Annotated in this window: 15 protein-coding genes; 2 read left to right on the top strand and 13 right to left on the bottom strand. The window is 68.0% G+C overall.

Going from position 1 to position 19,558, the window contains the following annotated elements:
* Positions 1 to 7: 7 nt before the first annotated feature.
* The 8 genes from ACQ86G_RS16645 to ACQ86G_RS16610 form a co-directional block, all read right to left on the bottom strand.
* Positions 8 to 1,066: a FemAB family XrtA/PEP-CTERM system-associated protein gene (locus tag ACQ86G_RS16645; RefSeq protein WP_431256382.1), complete on the bottom strand. Its 1,059-nt coding sequence runs from the start codon at positions 1,064 to 1,066 to the stop codon at positions 8 to 10.
* Positions 1,063 to 1,935 carry an XrtA system polysaccharide deacetylase gene (locus ACQ86G_RS16640; RefSeq protein WP_431256381.1) on the bottom strand — a complete coding sequence of 291 codons (873 nt, stop codon included), beginning with the start codon at positions 1,933 to 1,935 and terminating at the stop codon, positions 1,063 to 1,065. Before ACQ86G_RS16640 ends, ACQ86G_RS16645 begins: the two co-directional genes overlap by 4 nt.
* Complete coding sequence (locus ACQ86G_RS16635) at positions 1,932 to 3,023, bottom strand: XrtA/PEP-CTERM system-associated ATPase (RefSeq protein WP_431256380.1); 1,092 nt, start codon at positions 3,021 to 3,023, stop codon at positions 1,932 to 1,934. Before ACQ86G_RS16635 ends, ACQ86G_RS16640 begins: the two co-directional genes overlap by 4 nt.
* Positions 3,024 to 3,035: 12 nt before the next feature.
* Complete coding sequence (locus ACQ86G_RS16630) at positions 3,036 to 4,661, bottom strand: TIGR03016 family PEP-CTERM system-associated outer membrane protein (protein ID WP_431256379.1); 1,626 nt, start codon at positions 4,659 to 4,661, stop codon at positions 3,036 to 3,038.
* A gap of 4 nt (positions 4,662 to 4,665) precedes the next feature.
* Positions 4,666 to 5,694: an XrtA-associated tyrosine autokinase gene (locus ACQ86G_RS16625; RefSeq protein WP_431256378.1), complete on the bottom strand. Its 1,029-nt coding sequence runs from the start codon at positions 5,692 to 5,694 to the stop codon at positions 4,666 to 4,668.
* Positions 5,695 to 5,706: 12 nt separating this feature from the next.
* Positions 5,707 to 7,299: an XrtA system polysaccharide chain length determinant gene (locus tag ACQ86G_RS16620; protein WP_431256377.1), complete on the bottom strand. Its 1,593-nt coding sequence runs from the start codon at positions 7,297 to 7,299 to the stop codon at positions 5,707 to 5,709.
* A gap of 172 nt (positions 7,300 to 7,471) precedes the next feature.
* Complete coding sequence (locus ACQ86G_RS16615; protein WP_431256376.1) at positions 7,472 to 8,110, bottom strand: XrtA/PEP-CTERM system exopolysaccharide export protein; 639 nt, start codon at positions 8,108 to 8,110, stop codon at positions 7,472 to 7,474.
* 240 nt (positions 8,111 to 8,350) lie between these two features.
* Complete coding sequence (locus ACQ86G_RS16610; protein ID WP_431256375.1) at positions 8,351 to 9,232, bottom strand: ThiF family adenylyltransferase; 882 nt, start codon at positions 9,230 to 9,232, stop codon at positions 8,351 to 8,353.
* Positions 9,233 to 9,635: 403 nt separating this feature from the next.
* On the opposite strand from ACQ86G_RS16610, the gene ACQ86G_RS16605 reads away from it, so the two are divergent.
* Positions 9,636 to 10,595: a PEP-CTERM sorting domain-containing protein gene (locus tag ACQ86G_RS16605; protein WP_431256374.1), complete on the top strand. Its 960-nt coding sequence runs from the start codon at positions 9,636 to 9,638 to the stop codon at positions 10,593 to 10,595.
* Positions 10,596 to 10,781: 186 nt separating this feature from the next.
* Here the strand turns inward: ACQ86G_RS16605 and ACQ86G_RS16600 are convergent, their stop codons facing one another.
* The 4 genes from ACQ86G_RS16600 to ACQ86G_RS16585 all read right to left on the bottom strand — a co-directional run bounded on the left by ACQ86G_RS16600 (position 10,782) and on the right by ACQ86G_RS16585 (position 17,874).
* Entirely contained in the window at positions 10,782 to 12,200 is a 1,419-nt protein-coding gene (locus tag ACQ86G_RS16600) for a TolC family protein (protein WP_431256373.1), read from the bottom strand.
* 168 nt (positions 12,201 to 12,368) lie between these two features.
* Positions 12,369 to 13,577 (bottom strand): HlyD family type I secretion periplasmic adaptor subunit, encoded by a 1,209-nt coding sequence (locus tag ACQ86G_RS16595; protein WP_431256372.1) that lies wholly within the window; start codon positions 13,575 to 13,577, stop codon positions 12,369 to 12,371.
* Positions 13,578 to 13,610: 33 nt separating this feature from the next.
* On the bottom strand, positions 13,611 to 15,998 hold the full coding sequence (locus ACQ86G_RS16590; protein ID WP_431256371.1) for a type I secretion system permease/ATPase: 2,388 nt from the start codon (positions 15,996 to 15,998) through the stop codon (positions 13,611 to 13,613).
* A gap of 19 nt (positions 15,999 to 16,017) precedes the next feature.
* Positions 16,018 to 17,874: a tetratricopeptide repeat protein gene (locus ACQ86G_RS16585; RefSeq protein WP_431256370.1), complete on the bottom strand. Its 1,857-nt coding sequence runs from the start codon at positions 17,872 to 17,874 to the stop codon at positions 16,018 to 16,020.
* A gap of 438 nt (positions 17,875 to 18,312) precedes the next feature.
* Here ACQ86G_RS16585 and ACQ86G_RS16580 point away from each other — a divergent pair, with 438 nt between their 5' ends.
* On the top strand, positions 18,313 to 18,843 hold the full coding sequence (locus ACQ86G_RS16580; RefSeq protein ID WP_431256369.1) for a hypothetical protein: 531 nt from the start codon (positions 18,313 to 18,315) through the stop codon (positions 18,841 to 18,843).
* 149 nt (positions 18,844 to 18,992) lie between these two features.
* Here ACQ86G_RS16580 and ACQ86G_RS16575 read toward each other — a convergent pair whose 3' ends face one another.
* Entirely contained in the window at positions 18,993 to 19,499 is a 507-nt protein-coding gene (locus ACQ86G_RS16575) for a DUF1993 domain-containing protein (RefSeq protein ID WP_431256368.1), read from the bottom strand.
* Positions 19,500 to 19,558 lie beyond the last annotated feature (59 nt).

The following is a 19,558-nucleotide window of genomic DNA, read 5'->3' as shown; positions in this document are numbered from 1 at the left end:
GTCGTCCTCAGCCCAGGCTGCGCACGATGTGCGGACCGAGCCAGTTGGCGACGCCGATGGGCAGCTTGCGCCAGGCCTTGATCATGAGCTGGTACTTGGCGTTGCTGGGGTTGTTCTGCGGCACGGCCTCGCGCTTGTAGAGGCAGTATTCGTAGTTCAGCGGCGTGGGCTCGAAGCCCCAGTTCTTCTTGAACGAATAGCTGCCCGTGCCCTGCTTGCTGCGGCCGTAGTCGAAGACCTTCAGCCCGCGGCCGCAGGCGCGTCGCATCAGCTCCCAGTACTTGAAGTCGTTGGCGGCCAGGTCGCGCGCGGCGACGGCGTCGCCGGCGTAGTACGGCAGCACCTCGTCGCGGAAGTAGAAGCTCAGCACGCCGGACAGCGGCTCGCCCTGCGGGCTGCTGACGATGAGCACCTCGGCCGCGTCGCCGAACTCGTCCAGCAGCGCCTGGAAGTAGCGCCTGGGCATCGCCGGCGTGCCGTGACGGTGGACGTTGTCGGCGTACAGCGCGAAGAAGCGCGACACGTCGCGGTCGATCTCGGCCTTCAGCTCGTTCTTGATGCCCTTGCGGACCATCGCGCGCTGCTTGCGCGGGATGGCCAGCATGTTGGCCTCTTCCTCCTCGAGGATCTCCTTGCGGAAGGTCACGTAGAGGTCCTGGTGCGGCCAGTCGAGGTGGCGGCGCTCGACATTGCGCAACTCCAGGTGCTCGACGCCGAGCCGGCGCGCGATCGCCTGCGCCTCGTCCTCGAGCGCGCGGGCCGCCTCGTCGCTGGTCGCGGCGACGCCGCCGTAGACCGCGAACGGCAGGCCCACCAGCGCATGGCCGAACAGCCGGCTCTTGTTCTCGGCCAGCGGCAGCACGCCTTCGATGACCCCGTCGCGCTCGGCGTACAGGAAGTAGCCCGCGTGGCCGAACTGCTTGCGGATGATCCGCTGCCAGGCCGCCAGGTGGAAGAAGGTGGCCGTCGGGCAGCCTTGCACGAACGCGTCCCAGCGCTTCGCGCCGTCGGCATCCTTCAGCGCGAGGTGCTTGACCTGGATCGCGCCCGTCGACGTGGCGCTCATGCCGCCAACCGCTCGGCGCCCGTCGGCGCGAGGAAGATCTCGTCCATCCGTGCCCAGGCGAAGTCGCCGAGCAACTGCTCGATGCGCGACTCGGTGCGGCCGATGTTGACGTAGTGGCGGAAGCGGGTCTTCGCGTCGATGCCGGGAATGCGCGGCTGCTCCGGATCGATCTCCCAGGGATGGAAGTAGAAGACCGCGCTGCGGCCCTCGATGCGGTTGAAGCGCTCGATCATCCAGCGCGACACGCCGTAGGGCAGCAGCCGGAACCAGCCGCCGCCGCTGCTCGGATAGTTCCTGCCGCGCCAGCGCAGCGTCGTCACCGGCACCTCGATCAGGCCCGGACGGACCTCGTAGGCGAAACGCGGCGAATCGGGCATGCCGTAGTGGTCGTGTTCGATGGGGTAGACGCTGGAGCTGTAGCGGTAGCCGCATTCGGCCAGCACATCGAAGGCCCAGAGGTTGTCCTTGCCGATCGAGAAGCTGGGCGCGCGGTAGCCCTTGACCTCGACGCCGCCCAGGTCCTCGAGCAGCGCCTTGGCGTCGCCGACGTCCTTCAGGAACGAGGCGCGGTCCAGGTCGCTGGCGCGCTCGTGGCCGAAGCCGTGGCTGGCCAGTTCGTGGCCGCGGGCGACGATCTCGCGCACGATCTGCGGGTAACGCTGCGCGATCCAGCCCAGTGTGAAGAAGGTGGCTTTCACGCCCTTGGCGTCGAGCAGATCCAGGATGCGCGCGATGTTGCGCTCGACGCGGCACTCGCGCGCGTCCCAGTCGCCGCGGGCGATGTAGGGGGCGAAGGCCGAGACCTGGAAGTAGTCCTCGACGTCGATGCTCATCGCATTGCGGATCGGTGAACGGGTCGTCGTGTTCATCGCATCGCTCCCACGAGTTTCTGCAGCAGCGCCAGCGTCTGCTGGTTGATCCGTTCCAGACGCATCAGGCTGTCCTCGATGCGCTGCAGGCGGGCATCCTGGCCGTCCAGGCTCAGGCCGGCAAGCCCGTCGGCCAGCGCGCCGAGTTCCCCGTCCAGGCCGCCGCCCTGCGCCACGCGCGAGCGCAGCCGCGTCAGGTCGAGATCGACCGCCAGGTCGCCCTCGGACGCGTGGCCGTTGATCTCCGACCCGTGCACCGCGGGCGCCGGCGCTGAAGCCGACTCGTTGGACAGGTCCTGCACGACCTCCTCCACGTCCGCCGCCGTCAGATGCGGGTTCTCGTGCATGAAGCCCAGCAGCAGCAGCCGGTCGCAGAGCGTGTTGATGCGTCGCGGGATGCCGTGGCTGGCGCGGTGCAGCGCGGTGAAGGCGTCGGCATCGAAGCGGGGCCTGTCGGTAGCACCGGCGCACTTGAGCCGGTGCTCGATGTAGCGCTGCGTGTCCTCCTCGTCGAGCGGACCGATGTGGCAGCTCGCCGCGATGCGCTGGCGGAACTGCTCCATCTCGGGCCGCTGCAGGATGCCGCGGAACTCCGGCTGCCCGACCAGGAAGGTCTGCACCAGCGACTGGTTGCCGAACTGGAAGTTGGACAGCATGCGCAGCTCCTCGACCGCGCGGGCGGTCAGGTTCTGCGCTTCGTCGACGATCAGCAGGCAGCGCTTGCCGCGGCTGGCCTCGCTGACGAAGAAGGCCTCCAGCGCCATCAGCACCTCGCTCTTGGGCAGGTCCTTGACCCGCACGCCGAAGGCGGCGCCGACCAGGCGCAGCGTGTCCTCGGCGTCCAGCTGCGTCGTGACGATGTTGCCGATCACGACGTTGCTGCGGTTCAGGCTGTCCAGCAGCCCGCGCACCAGCGTCGTCTTGCCGGCGCCGATCTCGCCGGTGATGACGATGAAACCGTCGCTGCGCAGCACCCCGTAGTCGAGGTAGGCCTTGGCGCGGCGATGCTGCTTGCTGCCGAAGTAGAAGCTGGGATCGGGACTGAGCTGGAACGGCTTGCTGGCCAGCCCGTAGAAGGCCTCGTACATGTCGGTGACTGCTTAAAAGCGCTGGGTCAGCGATGCGTAGATCGCGTGTTCCTGATAGCTGGTGGCGAACAGGCTGGTGTCGTCGAACTTGGTCTGGCGCAGGCCGAAGGCCGCATCGGTGCGCGGGCCCAGCCGGTAGGTGGCGTTGGCCGTGAGGGTGCGCATGTCGTTGCCCCCCACACCGCCGTCGCCGCGGGAGTTCTGCCGCGAGTAGCTCACATTCGCATTGGCCAGCGGCGTCAGGCGGTAGCCGACGGACACCGTGGCACCGCGCTGCCGCACGCGGTCCGTCAGCGCCAGGTCGCCGCTGCCGACGTCCAGCGGCGAGTTGACCAGACGGCGGCTGTTGTTGTCGTTGCCGCTGAGCGTGACGGTCATGCGCGGCCCCGTCCAGATCAGCGACAGGTCGCTGCGACGCTGCAGCGACGCGGTGTTGCTGAGGAAGCCGGCGCCGCTGAACGAATTCGGGTCCAGGCCCAGCGCGGCCAGCAGTCCGCGCACGAAGGCGTCGCGCTTGACCGGATCGGGCTCCAGGCTGCCGAACTGCAGTTCCAGCAGCTGGTAGTTGGTCGCCTGCGTCGGCGTCTCGCCGGTGCTGACGCTCTGGCTGCTGTTGGCCCGCACCGAGAACTGCGCCATGCGGTGCTCGAAGGTCAGGTTGTGGCTGTCGCCGTAGCTGTGGTGCTGCCATTCGGCGGCGAACTTGGTCCGCGGGCCCGGCGACCAGCGCAGGTTGGCGCCGTAGACGGAGGTCGTCTCGCGGCCGAAGTAGTCGCTGCGCTCGCGACCGCCGGTGAGGCCGACGCTCCAGTCGACGTCGGGCACCCAGTTCAGCGAACCGATCACGCTGGTGGTGCGGTAGTCGATGCCCGTCTGCTCGAAGTGCATGCGCGTCGTGGACGCGCTCAGGCCCCAGTTGATCTCGCGGCCGCCGGGGCCGAAGAGGTTCAGCGACAGCGCGCCTTCCTTGCTGTTGCCGCTGCCGCTGGCCGCGCCGGCGCCGCCCTCGCTGGAATCGCGCATCTGCCCCATCGCCCGCAGCTCGAAGCCGGCGAAGCTGCCCAGCCGGCCGCGCCAGTACGGGGAGACCTGCAGCGTGCGGGTCTCCGTGCGGTTGGGGCTGTCCAGCTTGCCGTCCGGCGACTGCTGGCCGAAGGCCGAGACCGCCTGCTGGCTGATGTTGCCGGTCACGTCCACGAACAGCGCCGATTGCACCAGCTCCGCGGTGACACGCGTGCTGAGCTGGTTCTGCAGTCGCGCGTCGCGGTCGCTCTTCGTGTAGAGGATGCCGTCGAGGGTGTAGTCGAAGCTGCCGCGGATCGCGCCGGTGTTGCTGGAGATCGTCAGGCCCGGCGACACCGTCGTGATGAAGGCGCGATCACGCGAGTTGTCGGGCGACAGCGCGAGGTTGTCGGTCCAGGTCTCGGAGACGCTGACCCGCGGCGTGAAGGCGATGCCCTTGCGCGCCCCCGCGGCGCTGGTGCCGTCGTCCTGGGCGGCGGCCGGCGTCTGCGCCAGCGCCGCGGCCAGGCCCAGTGCCGCCAGGCAGGCGCCCCGCACCGGGGAATCCGGCCACACCGCGGACAGCGCCCGGCCCGAGGACTGCGGCCGGCGGCGGAGGTCGTTGGCCCGCGTCATCGTGTCAGGCCCGATCCGGTCCGGCAGCCGGGTTGGACGCGGCATCCGGCGCGTGGCCCTGTCCGTCCGCGTTGCCGTACCCGTAGCCATATCCGTAGCCGTACCCGTAGCCGTAGCCGTAGCCGCTGCTGCGCTTGTTGCTCGCCTGGTTGAGCAGCAGCATCTTCAGCGGGCAATGCTCGATCGCGGCGACCGCCTGCTGCACCGCGCTCTGCGGGGTGCGCTCGGCCTGCACGACGATCACGATCTGGCCCATGTGCGTGGCCAGCACCCGCGATTCGGTGGTCAGCAGCAGCGGCGGGCTGTCGAAGATGATGATCCGGTCCGGATAGCGCTTGGCCATGTCGTCCAGCAGCGCGGTCATCGCGTCGCTGGCCAGCAGTTCGGTGGCGCGCGCATGCGGGCGGCCGCTGGGCAGCAGCGTCAGCTTGTCGACGTTGGTCTTGAGCAGGACGCTGGCCATGTCGGCCTCCTTCTCCAGCACGTCGAGCAGGCCGGGGCCGGGCGGCAGGCCCAGCATGCGCAGCATCGACGGGCGGGCGACGTCGGCGTCGACCAGCATCACGGTGCTGTCGAATTCGGCCGCGATCGACATGGCCAGGTTCAGCGAGGTGAAGCTCTTGCCCTCGCCGGGCAGCGCGCTGGTCACCATGATCAGGTTGGCGTGATTGAGCGACGAGGCGCCCTTGTTCATCGCGTTGCGGATCAGCGGACGCTTGATGTTGCGGTACTGGTCCGCCATCACCGTGCGCGGCGCGTTCGGCGTGAGGAAGCCCTGGGCGGCCAGCGCCTCGAGGTCCAGGTCGACACGCTTGGAGTGGACGTCCCCGGGGCTGCGGATCACCGCCGGCGCCGCCGGCGCCACCACGGGCGCGACCGTTGGCGTGGCGGCAGCCGCCGGATGGACGGTCGCGGACGCCGTCGGCGCGGTCGCCGGTGCCGTCGCCGGTGCAGTGGCGGCCGGGCCGACGTCGACGCCGGCCTGCTTCAGTTGTTCCAGCCGCGCGGCGGCTTGTTCGATCAGGCTCGTCATGTGGAAGCTCCCTCACCCGGCCTGGCGGCTGATCCAGATGGCCATGCCGATCAGGCCGACCGCGTACAGGCTGACCAGGCTGCCCGAGGCGACGCCGAAGCGCAGCAGGTCCACCTTCTGGCGACGCCGGTCCTCGCGCGTTTCCTGGCGCGACACGGCGCCCAGGATCGGCAGCTCCAGGCGATGCCGCAGTTCGTTGAGGTCGTGGAACACCGGCCGGATCTGGCTCGCGGCAAAGGCCGTGACCAGGCCGGCCAGTGCCGCCACGACCAGGCCGGCGGCCAGCAGCATCAGCCGGTTCGGCGATACCGGCTTGGGCGAAGCGCGCGGCGGGTCGATGATGCGGAAGTCGGCGACGCCGGAGGTGTTGTCCAGGTCGGTCGAGAGCGAGGCCGACTCGCGGCGCTCGACCATCTCCTGGTAGTTCTTCTTGATGATGTCGTAGTCGCGGTTCAGTTGCGCGAACTCGGCCTCGAGTTGCGGCGCCAGCTTGATCGCGCCCTGCGCGGAGCCGTAGCGCGAGCTGTACTCGTCGACGCGGGCGCGGATCTGCGCGACCTCGACTTCCTTGGCCGCCAGGATGCGGGCCAGCTCCTGGTTGGCCAGGCTGTCGTTGGGGCCGCCGGTCGGCGACGGGTTGGCGAGCGCGGCCTTCTGCAGGTCGGCGACTTCCTTGCGGCGCTGCTCTTCCAGGTCGCGGATCTGGCGCTTGACGTTGACGATGTCCGGATGCGCGTCGGTGTAGCGCTGCTGCATCTGGTCCAGCCCGCGCTTGAGCTCGACGATGCGGTTGTCCAGCTCGGGCGTCGCGAACTTCTGCGCGCTCTCCTGCATCAGGCTCTGCAGGCTGGTGCCGGGCTGGGCGCGCTTGCGCTCCGCCTCGATCTGCTGGCGCGCGGCGTCGCGGGCGTTGACGGCTTCACGCAACTGCAGCCGGGCGGCCTCGAGCTGGTTGCTCGCCTCGGCCAGACGCGCGGCGGCGTCCTTGCCGTCGGCCTGCGTCAGCTGCAGGTTGCGCAGCCGGAACTCCTTGCGGCGCGCCTCGGCCTCCTCGAGCTTGGTCTCGTAGGTCTTGATCTGCTCGTTCAGGAAGGTCGCGGCGGTGGTGCTGTCCTTGCGGCTGGCGCCCAGGCTGGACTCCATGAAGATCGACAGCAGCGAGGCCACCACCTTCTTCGAGATCTCCGGCGAGGAATCGCGGTAGGACAGCAGGTACAGGTTGTTGGCCGAGTTGCCGGCGGTCTGGATCGACAGGTTGCGGGTGACGCGGTCGATCAGGGCGTCCTGGTCGGACTTGCTGGTGGCCTTCAGGTCCAGGTCGGCCATGCGCACCAGCTTCTCGACGTTGGGCCGGCTGATCAGCGTGCGGCTGAGCATGTTGACCTGCTGCTCGGTGTTGGAGAGCACGGCCATGCCGGACATCAGCGGCTTGAGGATGGACTGGGTGTCGACATAGACGCGCGCACTGGCCTCGTAGCGGTCGGGCACGACGAACACGACGACGGCCGCGGCGATGGCGGCCAGCCACGATGCGATGAGCCCCGGCCAGCGGTAGCGCCACATCCGCTTGAACACGGCCATCAGTTGCGCGATGAGGGAATCCATGCGGCGATCTCTGTTGCACCGGCGGGAGCGCCGGCGGGGCCCGGTTGGGAGCGGGCCGGTACTGCGGGACTAGCGTGGCTTGCGGGACCGGCGCGAGGCAGGGAAACGTTCCCGGCCTCGCCTGCCGGGCGGCGCCGCGGACCTGACGGTCCGCGCGCGGCCCGGGCCTTGATCAGAAGAAGCTCTGCGGGATGATCAGGATGTCGCCGGGACGCATCTCGACGTTGGCGGACACGTCGCCGCGACGGATCAGGTCCTTGAGGCGCACCGAGTACTGCTTGTTGCCTTCGGCGGTCCGCAGAATGGAGGCCGAGTTGCCGGCCGCGAAATCGGTCAGGCCGCCCACGGCGATCATCACGTCCAGCAGCGTCATCTTCTGCTTGTAGGGCAGGAACATCGGCTTGGCGGCTTCGCCGACGACGCGGATCTGCTCGCTGTACGGGCCGACGAAGCTGGTCACGATCACGGTCACCACCGGATCGCGCACGTACTTGCCGAGCTGCTTCTCGATGTCGCGGGCGACCTCGACGGAGTTCTTGCCCTGCACCTGCAGCTCGTCGATCAGCGGGGCGGCGATCTTGCCGTCGGGGCGCACCGGCACCGTCAGCGACAGTTCCGGATTGCGCCACACGATGATGTTGAGCTGGTCACCGGCACCGACGACATAGCTGTAGTCCGCCTGGGAGGCGGCGACCGGCGCGGGCGGCAGGTTGCCGGTGGTCGAGCAGCCGGCGAGCGCCGCGGCGGCGGCCAGCAATGCAGCATGCGCCGCCTTGATGGAAGCGATCTTCAATCCAGTGTTCTTCACCATGTCCACCCCTCTGGAAGCTGACCGGATTGCACCTCAGCGCGCACGGGTGTGGAACCCCCTGGACTGAGGGCGATCCCTCCCTGACGTGATCGATTTCCGTGCTAGCGGATCCGGGTCGGGAACCATCCGGATACAACCCCGAAACAACTCGGCGCCAACCCCTGCGCAAACCTCGACCAAAACCTCACGGGAGCCTCACGACGCGCTCATGGAAAACCCGCAACCGGGCGGAGTTCCACGCTATTTCCCGCGCAGCACCGGCTTGATCAGCGCAATCAGCAGACGCTGCAGCGGATGGGCATTTCCCCAAGGCCGCCAGGTGTGGCGCAGGCGGCCGCGATAGGCATCGAAATGCATACCCCATGGCGCTGCGCGCAAGGCACCACGATTCAGCAGCAGTTTCAGCACGCTGGTCCCCATCAGGCCCGCGCACAACTCGCAGGCCATGCCGGTGGACGGCCCCCGCTTTTCCTTGAAATTCACGGCCTCAGGCGCCACCAGATACTGTCGGCTGAGCATTGCCGGCGACACCCCGGCGATGAAGCGCGCATATTGGTCCTCGTGGTCGCGACCATCGACCTGGAAATAGTCCTCGAAACTCATCCCGGTCGGACTGAAGTACAGGAAGGCAGTGCCCATCCCCAGAGGCGCGGCGGTCATCGCGGGGATGCCCAACTCGCGACAACGCCGGAAAACCTTGCGACGCACCTCGAGCACGAAGAAATCGAGGCTGTCGACATACACGTCGACCCCTTTCAGGAACTCGTCGAGATTGGCGTCGGTGACGCCCTCGCGGAAAAGGCGGATATCGCTTTCCGGATTGATGTCGCGCGCCATCTCGGCGACCACGTCGATCTTCGGACGCCCCATCGACGACATGAAGGCCGCGGCCTGGCGATTCATGTTGTGGACGTCGAACTCGTCGAAGTCGGCGATATTGAAATTGGCGATCCCCAGGCGCGACAAGGTCAGCACATGCGCGCCGCCGACCCCTCCCAGCCCGGCCACCGCCACGCGCGCCCGGCGCAAACGCTGCTGCTCGTCCTTCGTGACCCAGCCGATATTGCGCGAGAACGCGCGGTCGTAATCAAAGACGAAACCGGAGGGGGTGTCTCGCGTCATGGGCTCTCCCTTTATTCGAATCGCGCCGCCGACGGATCGCGCGGAACCGTTCCCTGCGGCGCAGGCGACGAGTATGCGCCGACGCCATGACGATCAACGGCGGAAAAGCCCGGCGAGACCCCCTTGAGGGTGATACGCGCCACCCCGGCCGGGGCCGGCCTGCCTCACCGCCCCTCCGCTCGAGACCCCTCATCACCCCCTCACCACCCCCTGATATGCGGGCCGGACCGCTGTCGAGAAACTTGACAAGACCCGTAGAAGATTCCCGCATCTGAATGTTAAGTCCTTGATTTTCAATGCGGAAAGTTCGCTGGCACGGTCCTCGCTTTGATGTCCGCCAAGAAGCCGGCACGTGCCGCTTCCTAACGTGCTTCTGGCAAGACGCATCCTCAAGGAGAGACACATGTTCAAGCAAGCAAAGCTCGCACTGGCCGCCCTGGTGGTCGCTGGCGCGGCGCTGCCGGCAATGGCCGCCCCGTTGTTCATCAACACCGGGACCGATTTCCTGCTGCAACCGGACGGCTCCACCCGTACCGGCAACTTCTCGGCGCTGGGTTACACCGGCACCCTGGCCACCTCGGTCTATCTGGGCAACCCGGCCATCCCCGGCACGTCCGTGATCGACACCAACCGTCAAGCGACGATGGACAGCTTCGGCTTCCCGTCGATCAACGGCCTGGCCAACCCGGGCGTCCCCGGTGAAAACTTCCGCTACCCCGGTGACCCAGGCGAGAAGAACATCGACTCGCTGAACAACTCGGGCACGAACCAGAACGGTTTCGTCAAGGGCGACAGCTTCCCGACGTATGGCGTGGGCGCTGGCGCCGACGGCCGTGGCGGCACCTGGGGCCTGACCTACAGCTATGACCTGTTCGGCCAGACCATCGACACCAACGGTGACGGCGTCTCCGACAGCGTCGCCTACACCGGCGGCGTGCTGAACCTGATCTATCAGGGCGGCCCGGCGGATCCCAACACCGGCAAGACGGTGCTGAGCCTGAAGGTGACCGGTTCGAACTCGTCGTTGAACAACCTGTTCATCAGCGGCTTCGTCGACTACAGCGCCAACGGTGGCGACACCTTCGTGCAGGACTTCTTCAACTCGGGCGTCGGCCTGGGCACCCTATACAGCAACTGGCTGCAGAACAACATCTCGGTCAGCTGGATCCTGGACACCAACGTCAACCCGCCGGTCCCGGCCCCGGGCGACCTCGTGGTCACCAACACCGGCGCCCTGATCCGTCAATCGACGCTGGACGGCTCGGTCGTGATCAACGTGCCGGAACCCGGCACGCTGGCCCTGGTCGGCCTGGCCCTGGCGGGCGTGGGCTTCGCCCAACGCCGCCGCGCCCTGCGCAAGTAATTCGGTTCTCCCGAATGGAAAAGCCGCCCCTCGGGGCGGCTTTTTCATTGCGATGACAAAGCCTGGCAAAGAGGGTAACGTCAACGAGAGATCGTGGGGCCGGAATGATGCGGGAAGTTCGCGGACGCGAGGCCTCCTGCATCGTGGAGAGCCCGCGCTTGGCAGGCCGAGGTCAGGGACCGTTCCTCAGCGCAGTGGGGTCACCACACCGCGCCCTTGCGACCAGATGATCGCCACCACCTGCTGCGCGTCGTACAGCGCGTTCACGTGGGCGATGCGGTTCGAGTAGTAGTCGCCTTCCGCGGCCATCACATCGAACAGCGATCGCTTGCCGAGCTGCTGCCACTGCTGCAGCGTGAAGCCGCGGACGCGTTCGCTGCTGCGCAGGATGTCGACCAGCCGCCGCGAGCGGTCGAGCGACGAGGACGCCGCCTCGTACATCTCCTGCACGCGATAGCGCTTGGCCTCGATCGTCTCGTCGCGCTGCAGCGATGCCGCCTGCGCGCGTCGCCGCGCCGAGGTCAGCGCCGAGTCCGCGCCCGGCTGCACGATCGGGATGTTCACGGTGACGCCGCCGATCCAGTCGGTCTGCCGCGCCTGGCCGATCGTCGAGTTGCCGCTGACCAGCAGGCTCACGCTGGGCTGCTGGCCGGCACGCACCGATTCCGCGTAGCTGCGCTGCGCCTGGGCCTGGGCCGCGGCGGCCGAGACATCAGGCGAGACCATGACATCGGCCAGCATCTCGTTGAGATCGGGCAGCCGTGCCAGCACCGAGCTCATCGCCGCGCCGCGCGGCAGCTCATCGCCGACGAAGCGCTTCAGGCGCACCTCGGTCTGGCGCAGCGCGGAGGTCGTCTGCTCATACGAGAGATCGGCCTGCTGCAGGCTCTTCTGCGCCTGCACCAGCTCACTGGCGCGACCGCGGTCGGCCTTGGTGATGATTTCCAGCGCCTCGACCAGGCACGACATCTTGCGCACGTACTGGCTGTAGACCTGGGCCTGCAATTGATAACGCCCGCGGTCCAGCGCCAGCGAGACGGTCTGTAGCGCCACCTGCTCCTCGGCGCTCGACTGCCCGTAGCGCGCGGCCTCGAGCAGTTGCGAGCGCCACTCGGTGAGCTTCGTGATGCGGCCGGAGTCGTAGATCGGCGCGGTGACGCTCAGCGAGCCGCGTCCCTGCAGACCGCTCGAGTTGTCGATCGAGCCGTTGCCCGGCACGACCGAGCCGGTGTGACCGGCCGTCAGGCCCATGGTGACCGTCGGCAGCCGCTGGGCCTTGGCTTCCGCGAAGTCGGCCTCGGCGGCCTGCGTCAGCATGCGCGTCGCGCCCAGCGCCTTGCTCCGGTTGAGCGATCGGTTGACCAGCTCCTGCAGCTGCACGCGCGGGTCGGAGTCGCCGACGTCCAGCAGCGTCGAGTCCTTGGCGGACAGCTGCGCGGGCGGCAGCGTGCGCTCGTCGGAACAGCGGCTCGGGGGCGGATCCTGCGCCCAGGCGGACGCGCTGAAGGCGCACAGCGCCGTCAGCACGACGGCCGCGCCGGCGTTCAGCCGGAAGGAAGGGATGGAGGCGCGCCGATGGCTCCGGCGCCGGGTGGTTTCGGTCATGGTCGCGCGTACTGCAAGCAATTTCCCATGGCCTCTACTGGACCATTCCGGCGGGAAAGCGAAGCGCCGATAAGCGGCGTGCAACCGGACTGTTCGTGACCTTCAGACGGGGCTTACAAATGAAACCGCCCGCGCAAGGGCGGGCGGCGGCATGGATGAGGCGCGGACTCAACGCTCCCGGAGGGCTTCCTTCGACTTCAGCATCGGACGCAGCAGATAGCTCAGGACCGAGCGTTCGCCGGTGCGGATGTCCACCATCGCCGTCATGCCGGGAATGACCGGCAGCGGCTCGCCCTTGGCACGCAGCGTGTTGCGCTCGGCCGTGATCAGGACGCGGTAGTAGGTGCCTTCGTTGTTCTTCTCGGTCTCGCCGAGCGCATCGGGGCTGACGTAGTCGATCTTGCCGTGCAGGCCGCCGTTGACGTTGAAGTCGTAGCCGTTGAGCTTGACGATCGCCGTCTGGCCGACCTGGATGTAGCCGATGTCCTTGGGCTTGATGCGGGCCTCGATCAGGATGCGCGGACCGATGGGGACGATCTCCATGATCGGCGTGCCGGAGGTGATCACGCCCCCCACCGTGTTCATCTTGATGTTCTTGACCAGGCCCTTGACCGGCGACTTCAGCACCGAGCGCGTGACCGCGTCGCGGCGCACGACCAGTTGCTCATCCAGCTGCGCGAGGTCGGTCTGCGCCTTCGACAGCTCGGAGCTGGAGTCCTGGCGGAAGCGGCTGATGCGTTCGTTGCGCTGCTGCTGCAGCTCGTTGACCTGGCGCGTGACGCGCATGACCTCGACGTTGGACATCAAGCCCTTGGACGCCATGTCCTGCGCCATCTTCTGCTCGGTGGCCAGCAGCCCGATGCTGCGGTTGATGCTGGCGGTGGCTTCCTCGAGCACCCGGCGGCGGGTGTCGAAGACCTCGGATTCGCTGTCGACCAGGCGCTGCACGCCCTTGACCTCGTCGGGGAACTTGAGCGGCACGCCCAGCGCCTCGGCGCGCAGGCGCGCGACCTGCGCCATCAGGCCCAGGCGCTTGGCCTGGCTTTCGTTCTCGGCGGCCTCGGCGCGGGTCGGGTCCAGCTCGGCCAGCGCCTCGCCGGCCTCGACTTCCTCGCCTTCATGGACCAGCAGCTTGCCCAGCGTGCCGGACTCCAGGCTGGCGATGACCTGCTCCTTGCCGTCGGGCACGATGCGCGCGTCGCTGCGGGTGACCTCGTCGACGGTCGCGATCGACGACCAGGCCAGCCCCACCAGCAGCACGGCCGCCATCAGGTAGAGCGCCCAGACGGCGCGCGGCAGCGGCTCGTCGATCAGCGCCGACTGGACGCTGCCGACGAACAGGCCTTCTTCGCGGCTGAGGGTGCGGGACTGCGACATGGGGATGACTTCAGAGCGGGCGGCGGACGGGCGTCACACGGACGCGGCGCGGTTCACGGCCTGCGCGGCAGGATGGACATGGACGGGCGCGCCTTGCGGCTGCTGGCCCGGCTGAGGTTGCTGCTGCTGCGGCTGGCCGGGCGGGCGGGCCCCGGAGAGCGCGGCCAGGACCTGGTCGCGCGGACCATCCATGACGAGACGGCCGGTATCGACGACGACGATGCGCGACACCAGTTCCAGCACCGCCGGACGGTGCGTGACCATGATCAGCGTGCAATCGCCGGCGGCGTCACGCAGCTGGCGCAGGAAGGCGATCTCGGACTGCGCGTCCATCGAGCTGGTCGGCTCGTCCATCAGCAGGATCTGCGGCTTGGTGACCAGGCTGCGCGCGAGCGCCACCAGCTGGCGCTGGCCGCCCGACAGCAACGAGCCCATCTCGCCCACCGGCAGGTCCCAGCCCATCGGGTGACCGGAGACGACGCGGTCCAGGCCCGTGAGCTTGGCCACCTCGACCAGCCGCTGCGCGTCGACATGGCGTCCCATCAGGACGTTGTCGCGCAGGGTGCCGTGGAACAGCCGGGGCTCCTGCGACACGAAACCGACCTTGCTGCGGAACTCGGCCGGATCGACCTGGCGCAGGTCGATGCCGTCGATCTCGACGTGGCCCTCGGTCGGCTGGTACAGGCCGGCCAGCATGCGCAGCACGGTCGACTTGCCGCTGCCGATGCGACCCAGGATCGCCAGGCGCTCGCCCGGCTGCACCCGCATGGTGACGCTGCGCAGCACCTTGGGCGACTGCGCGTCGCCCTGCGCGGGATAGGAGAAGCCGATGTCGTTCAGGCCGATGCGGCCGGTGATCTGGTTCAGCGGCACGTAATTGCGGGCGGAGTCGCGCTCCACCGGGGCGCTCATCACCGAGTTCAGCGACAGCATCGCCGCCCGGGCGCCCTGGTAGCGGGTCGCCAGGCTCACCAGGCTGTTCAGCGGCACCGTGGCGCGGCCGGCGAACATCACCGCGCCGATCAGCGCGCCGGCGCTGATGACGCTTTCGTTGATCAGGTAGACGCCCCAGACCAGCATCACGAGGTTGATCGCCTGCTGCATGGTCATCGAGATGTTCATGCTCCAGCTGGCCATCGTGCGGGCCTTGAGCGCGGACTCGGCGACGATGGCGGTGCTGTGCTCGTAGCGTCTCAGGAAGCGGCCTTCGGCGCCGGTGGTCTTGAGGTCCTCGAGGCCTTCGAGCGCCTCGACCAGCGTGCCGTGCAGGTCGGCCGCCTCGGTCATGTTGGTGCGCATCGCGCGGCGCAGGTAGCCCTGGATGCCGAAGCTCATCAGCAGCATCAGGGGGATCGCCACCATCAGCACCCAGCCCAGCGGACCGCCGATGATGAAGGTCATCGCGACGAAGAGGATCACGAACGGCAGGTCCGTCAGCACCGACATCGTGGCCGAGGTGAAGAAGTCGCGCACGACTTCCACCTGCGCGAGGTAATGCGCATACGAGCCGGCCGACGCGGGACGATGTTCCATGCGCACGCCCAGCGTCTGGCGGAACAGCTTGGCGCCGACGATCAGGTCGGTCTTGCGGCCGGCCAGGTCGATCAGGTGCGCCCGCAGCTGGCGCGCGAAGAGGTCGAAGACCAGTGCCAGGCCGGCACCGACCGCCAGCGTCCACAGCGTGACGAAGGCCTGGTGCGGGATGACCTTGTCGTAGATGACCGAGGTCACCAGGCCCGACACCATCATGAGCACGTTGCTCAGCAGCGCGGCAAGCATCGCCGAGCGGTAGTACGGGATGAAGCGCTTGAGCGTGCCGAACAGCCAGTGCGAATCGGCCTGCAGCAGCGGCGTGTCGTCCTTCGCGCCGCTGATCGGCTTGGCCTGCGAGACCTCCTGCGGCGCGATCGCGAGGATGAAGCCGCTGTACTCCTGATCCAGCTCGGAGGCCGGGGCGACACAGCTGGCGGCTTCGGGACCGGGGAAGACGACTTCGTAGCGGACCGCGCCCGAGCCGTCGTCGTCCAGACGGCGCACCAGCACGCAGGCGTCGCCGCCGTTGAGCAGCAGCACCGCCGGGAGCAGCAGCTGGTTGATCTCTTCGATGCCCTTGCGCAGCAGGCCGGCGTTGTAGCCGGCTTCGCGCATCAGGCGGATCGCCTGGTCGGGGCTGAGCGCGCCTTCGACGGGCGCGCCGGCACGCAGCGATTCGACCGAACGGGCTCGACCGTGATGCTGCGTCAGCCAGGACAGGCACTGCAGCAGCGGATCGACCGCCGGCTGCTGAGCCAGGTCCGCGAGCGGGTCGTGCGGCGCGTCCGGGATGCCGGGCGCACGCTGACCGTCTTCCGCGGCCAGGCGCAGGCCGGGGCCGCGGGCGCGCTGGTCACCGTCGAAGAAGGGGTCGTGAGGCCGGTTCATTGATCAAATCTTGTCAATTTCAGCTTCTTTGTGCGAGTGCCAATTGCTCGAATTCGCGCTCGATGTCACGAACGATGGCCGGCATGTCGAAAAGTGCGCTGTGGCGCCCCTCGTCTCGCAGGTAGCGCTTGTAGGACTTGGCACGGCCCGGATTGAGACCGATCTGGACGGCGCGCTGGACGTATTCCTCGACCGAGAAGGTGATCAGGTCCGGGAGGCCGACCGCCGTCAGCAGGCTGCCGCACATGCGGGAGATATAGCTGCGGCCCGAACGCGTCAGGATCGGGGTGCCCATCCAGAGGCAGTCGCTGGCGGTCGTGCCGGCGTTGTACGGGAAGGTGTCCAGCACCAGGTCCGGCAGCCTGAAGCGCGCCAGATAGTCCGGCGGCGCCACGCGCGGAGCGAAGATCAGCCGCGACGGGTCGATGCCGGCGGCTTCCGCCTCGCGCCGCAGGTTGCTCTTGGCCCACTCGTTGTCCGCCAGCAGCCACAGCACCGAATTCGGCACGCCGTGCAGGATGCGCATCCAGGCGCCGAACATCTCGGCGTTCATCTTGTGGTTGTTGTTGAACGAGCAGAAGACGAAGGCGTCCTCCGGCAATTCGTACTGGGCGCGGGTCGGATCGGCGCCGACCTCGCGCTTGCGGTCGCTGACCTGGTAGCAGTGCGGCAGGAAAATGGGCTTTTCGCTGCAGTACGGCAGGTATTCGGGCGGCATCGTGAAGCGATCCGCCAGGATCCAGTCCACGCCGGGCAGCAGCGACGTGGCGGGCAGGCCCAGGTAGCTCACCTGCACCGGCGCCGGACGATGCGCCAGGATGTTGGGGCGGGCGCCGCTGGTCAGGCCCTGCAGGTCGACCAGCACGTCGATGCCGGCCTGTGCGATCAGCTTGGCGGCGGTCGCGTCGTCCATCGCGTTCAGGCGCCAGACCTTGTCCATCGACATCAGGATCCGCTTGCGCAGCGAAGTGCCGTCTTCCCGGCTCCAATCGAAGGCATGAATCTCGAACTTCTCGCGATCGTGCAGTTCGTAGAGTTCGGCGGTCAGCAGGCCGACGGCATGCATGCAGAGGTCACCGGAAAGGTAACCGATCTTGATCTTGCCTCCCTGCTGCCGGGCGGCCACGGAGACCGGATGGCGCCAGAGCGCATCCTTCTGCTTCGTCACCTTCTCGTGGACGAAGCGTTGGGCGGCGCCCATCTGCAACGCGGGGTCGTCGGTGGCACTCAGCGTCGCCAGCAACGAGGTCGCGATCAGCAGCTTGTTGTGGGTAACGTCGCCGAAGGCCTCATAAACCGGCCACTTGCACTGCTTCTGACGGATGTGCACATAGTGCTGCATCACGTCCGTCTGCTCCGGATTGAGCGTCAGGCTGCGCACCATCAACGCCTCGGACTCGTCGTACCGACGTTGCAGTTCGAGCAGCCGGGCCGCGTTGTTGAAGGCATGGGTACGCAGGCCGGTCTGGTCGGCGCCGAGCGCCTCCATCGGGGCCGCGCCTTCATAGACTTCGCGCCAGGCGGCGAGGGCTTCGTCGACGCGCCCCAGGTGCTCCAGCTGATGACCCAGGTTCAGCCGGGCCTGGGCGAAGGTCGGGCTGATCGCCAGCGCCTGTCGGTAGACCTGCTCGGCACGGTCGTGCTGCTGGATGTTGCCCAGCACCGTGCCCCAGTTGTAGAGCGCCACGAGGCGCGCCGCGGGCGGCTGGCCCTCATGGGTGAGCCACGTCTCATACAGATGCGCGGCGGCATCGCCGAGGTTCTGTCCCTGGAAGAAGTTGCCGCGATCCATCAGCTCCGGCAGCGGGAGCGAGCCCTCGCGGGCACGGGTCAGCAGTTGCTCCCATTCCTGGGCCAGCGGGGCGGGAACGCTCAAGTTCGGCATGCTGGGGCGGGCGATGTCCATGTGATCGGGCTTTCGGGGCGCGGTGGAGCGGTCCGGCGGGCATGGCCGGACGCGCCGGCTCGGGCCCTTTGGCCGCCTGTACGGGATTGTGTCCGTGCGTTCCCGCAAGGCATCCCGGCAAATGGACCGTGCGGACCGTCCATTTCCTTGCCTGGGATCCCTGCCCTGGGCGCGCCGCGGACACCGGCGACCCGCCCATTCAGCCCGTTATCGGCCGCCGGAGTGAGAACTTGAGCACGATTTGAGGCCCCCGTCACCGCCTTATTCGAGCTTCTTGTTACAGGTCGGACTTCCACAATCGTTTCGCGATCCAGGCCTCGAGAGCCGGGACGCCGCGCGATAGAGCAAGCCCGCCAAGGGACGTCGAGGGACGCGCGTTCATCAACCAGGACAAGAAGAACGCAACCCATGAAAGCGATTCCGAGTCTGTCCCGATGGGACGAGATCGTCGAGGCGGCCGAAGCGGTGGAAGCCCTGGAGCCCGACGATTTCGAGACGCGCGCGGTGGACACCCAGTCCTGGGTGGAGCCGGCCGGCCGCCTCGGCGGCGCCGGCGGCGCGGCGATGAACGATGCGCCGACACGGCGGCGCAACGGGGATTCCATCTTCCAGAGCCTGATGCGGCTGTGGCCCGGCGAAGGCCGCCGGCCCCAGGCCAGCGCGCGGGCCATGGCCAAGCTGCGGACGGCCTTCCGCGCCAGCGTCACCGACCTGGCCGACGAGGCCGACGAGGCCGACGCGCTCACGCAGGAACGCGTCGCCGCCCTGCTCCGCCACATCGTCCATGCGCGGCATCCACAGGACCTGTGGCACCTGCGGACGGCGATCTACACGGAAGTGGCCCGCTGCTTCGACCAGACGGAAGCCGAAGCCCGACTGATCGCACTCAACCGGCAGTTGGAACAGGGCAAGAGCCTGTTGCGGAGGTTGCTGGGCTGACGCCTACTTCGACGGGCCGGGCGTTGGCCGCCATGGCATGGGGCCCCGCCGGCAAGCGGCGAAGCCCCAAGCCATGCCGTCCCCGACCACCCCTTCCTTCGACGGTTTTGCGACCGAGGAGCGCGGGGGATCGGGGATCGGGGATCGATTTACTTCGGCTGACCCAGGAAATCCATCTTGCCCAGCGGCACGCCGGCGTGGCGAAGCAGCGCGTACAGCGTGGTGGCGTGGAAGAAGAAGTTGGGCAGGTTGTAGAAGCGGGCGAAGTCCTGGCCTTCGAACTTCAGCGGTTCCTTGTCGCGGCGCGGCACGCTGACCGCACGGGTCTCGGAGCCGTTGATCTGCTCGGGCGTGACCGTCTTGATGAAGTCGCGGGTCTTCTGGATGCGCTGGATCAGCTCTTCCAGGCTGGCCTCGGTGTCGGGCCAGCTCGGCACCTCGATGCTGGCCAGGCGCGCGGTGCCGCTCTTGGCGGCGTCGCTGGCGATCTGGACCTGGCGCGGCAGCGGCAGCATGTCCGGCGCCAGGCGCAGCGTCAGGTAGACGGACTCGTCGAAGCCCTTGGCGAGGGCGTGATCGCGCGCGGTGCGGATCCACGTCTGCATGTTGCTCAGCATGCGGTCGAACACCGGCACGGTGGCGGCGTACATGTCCATGGAAGTCTCCTTGTCTGGATGGGGGGATGCGATGCGGGCCGGATGCTAGTGCCTGTTCC

Source organism: Roseateles chitinivorans (assembly GCF_050632145.1).
Classification (GTDB): domain Bacteria; phylum Pseudomonadota; class Gammaproteobacteria; order Burkholderiales; family Burkholderiaceae_C; genus Roseateles; species Roseateles chitinivorans_B.
The sequence above is the reverse complement of the archived record's forward strand: the minus strand, read 5'-3'. Positions and strand labels throughout refer to the sequence as shown.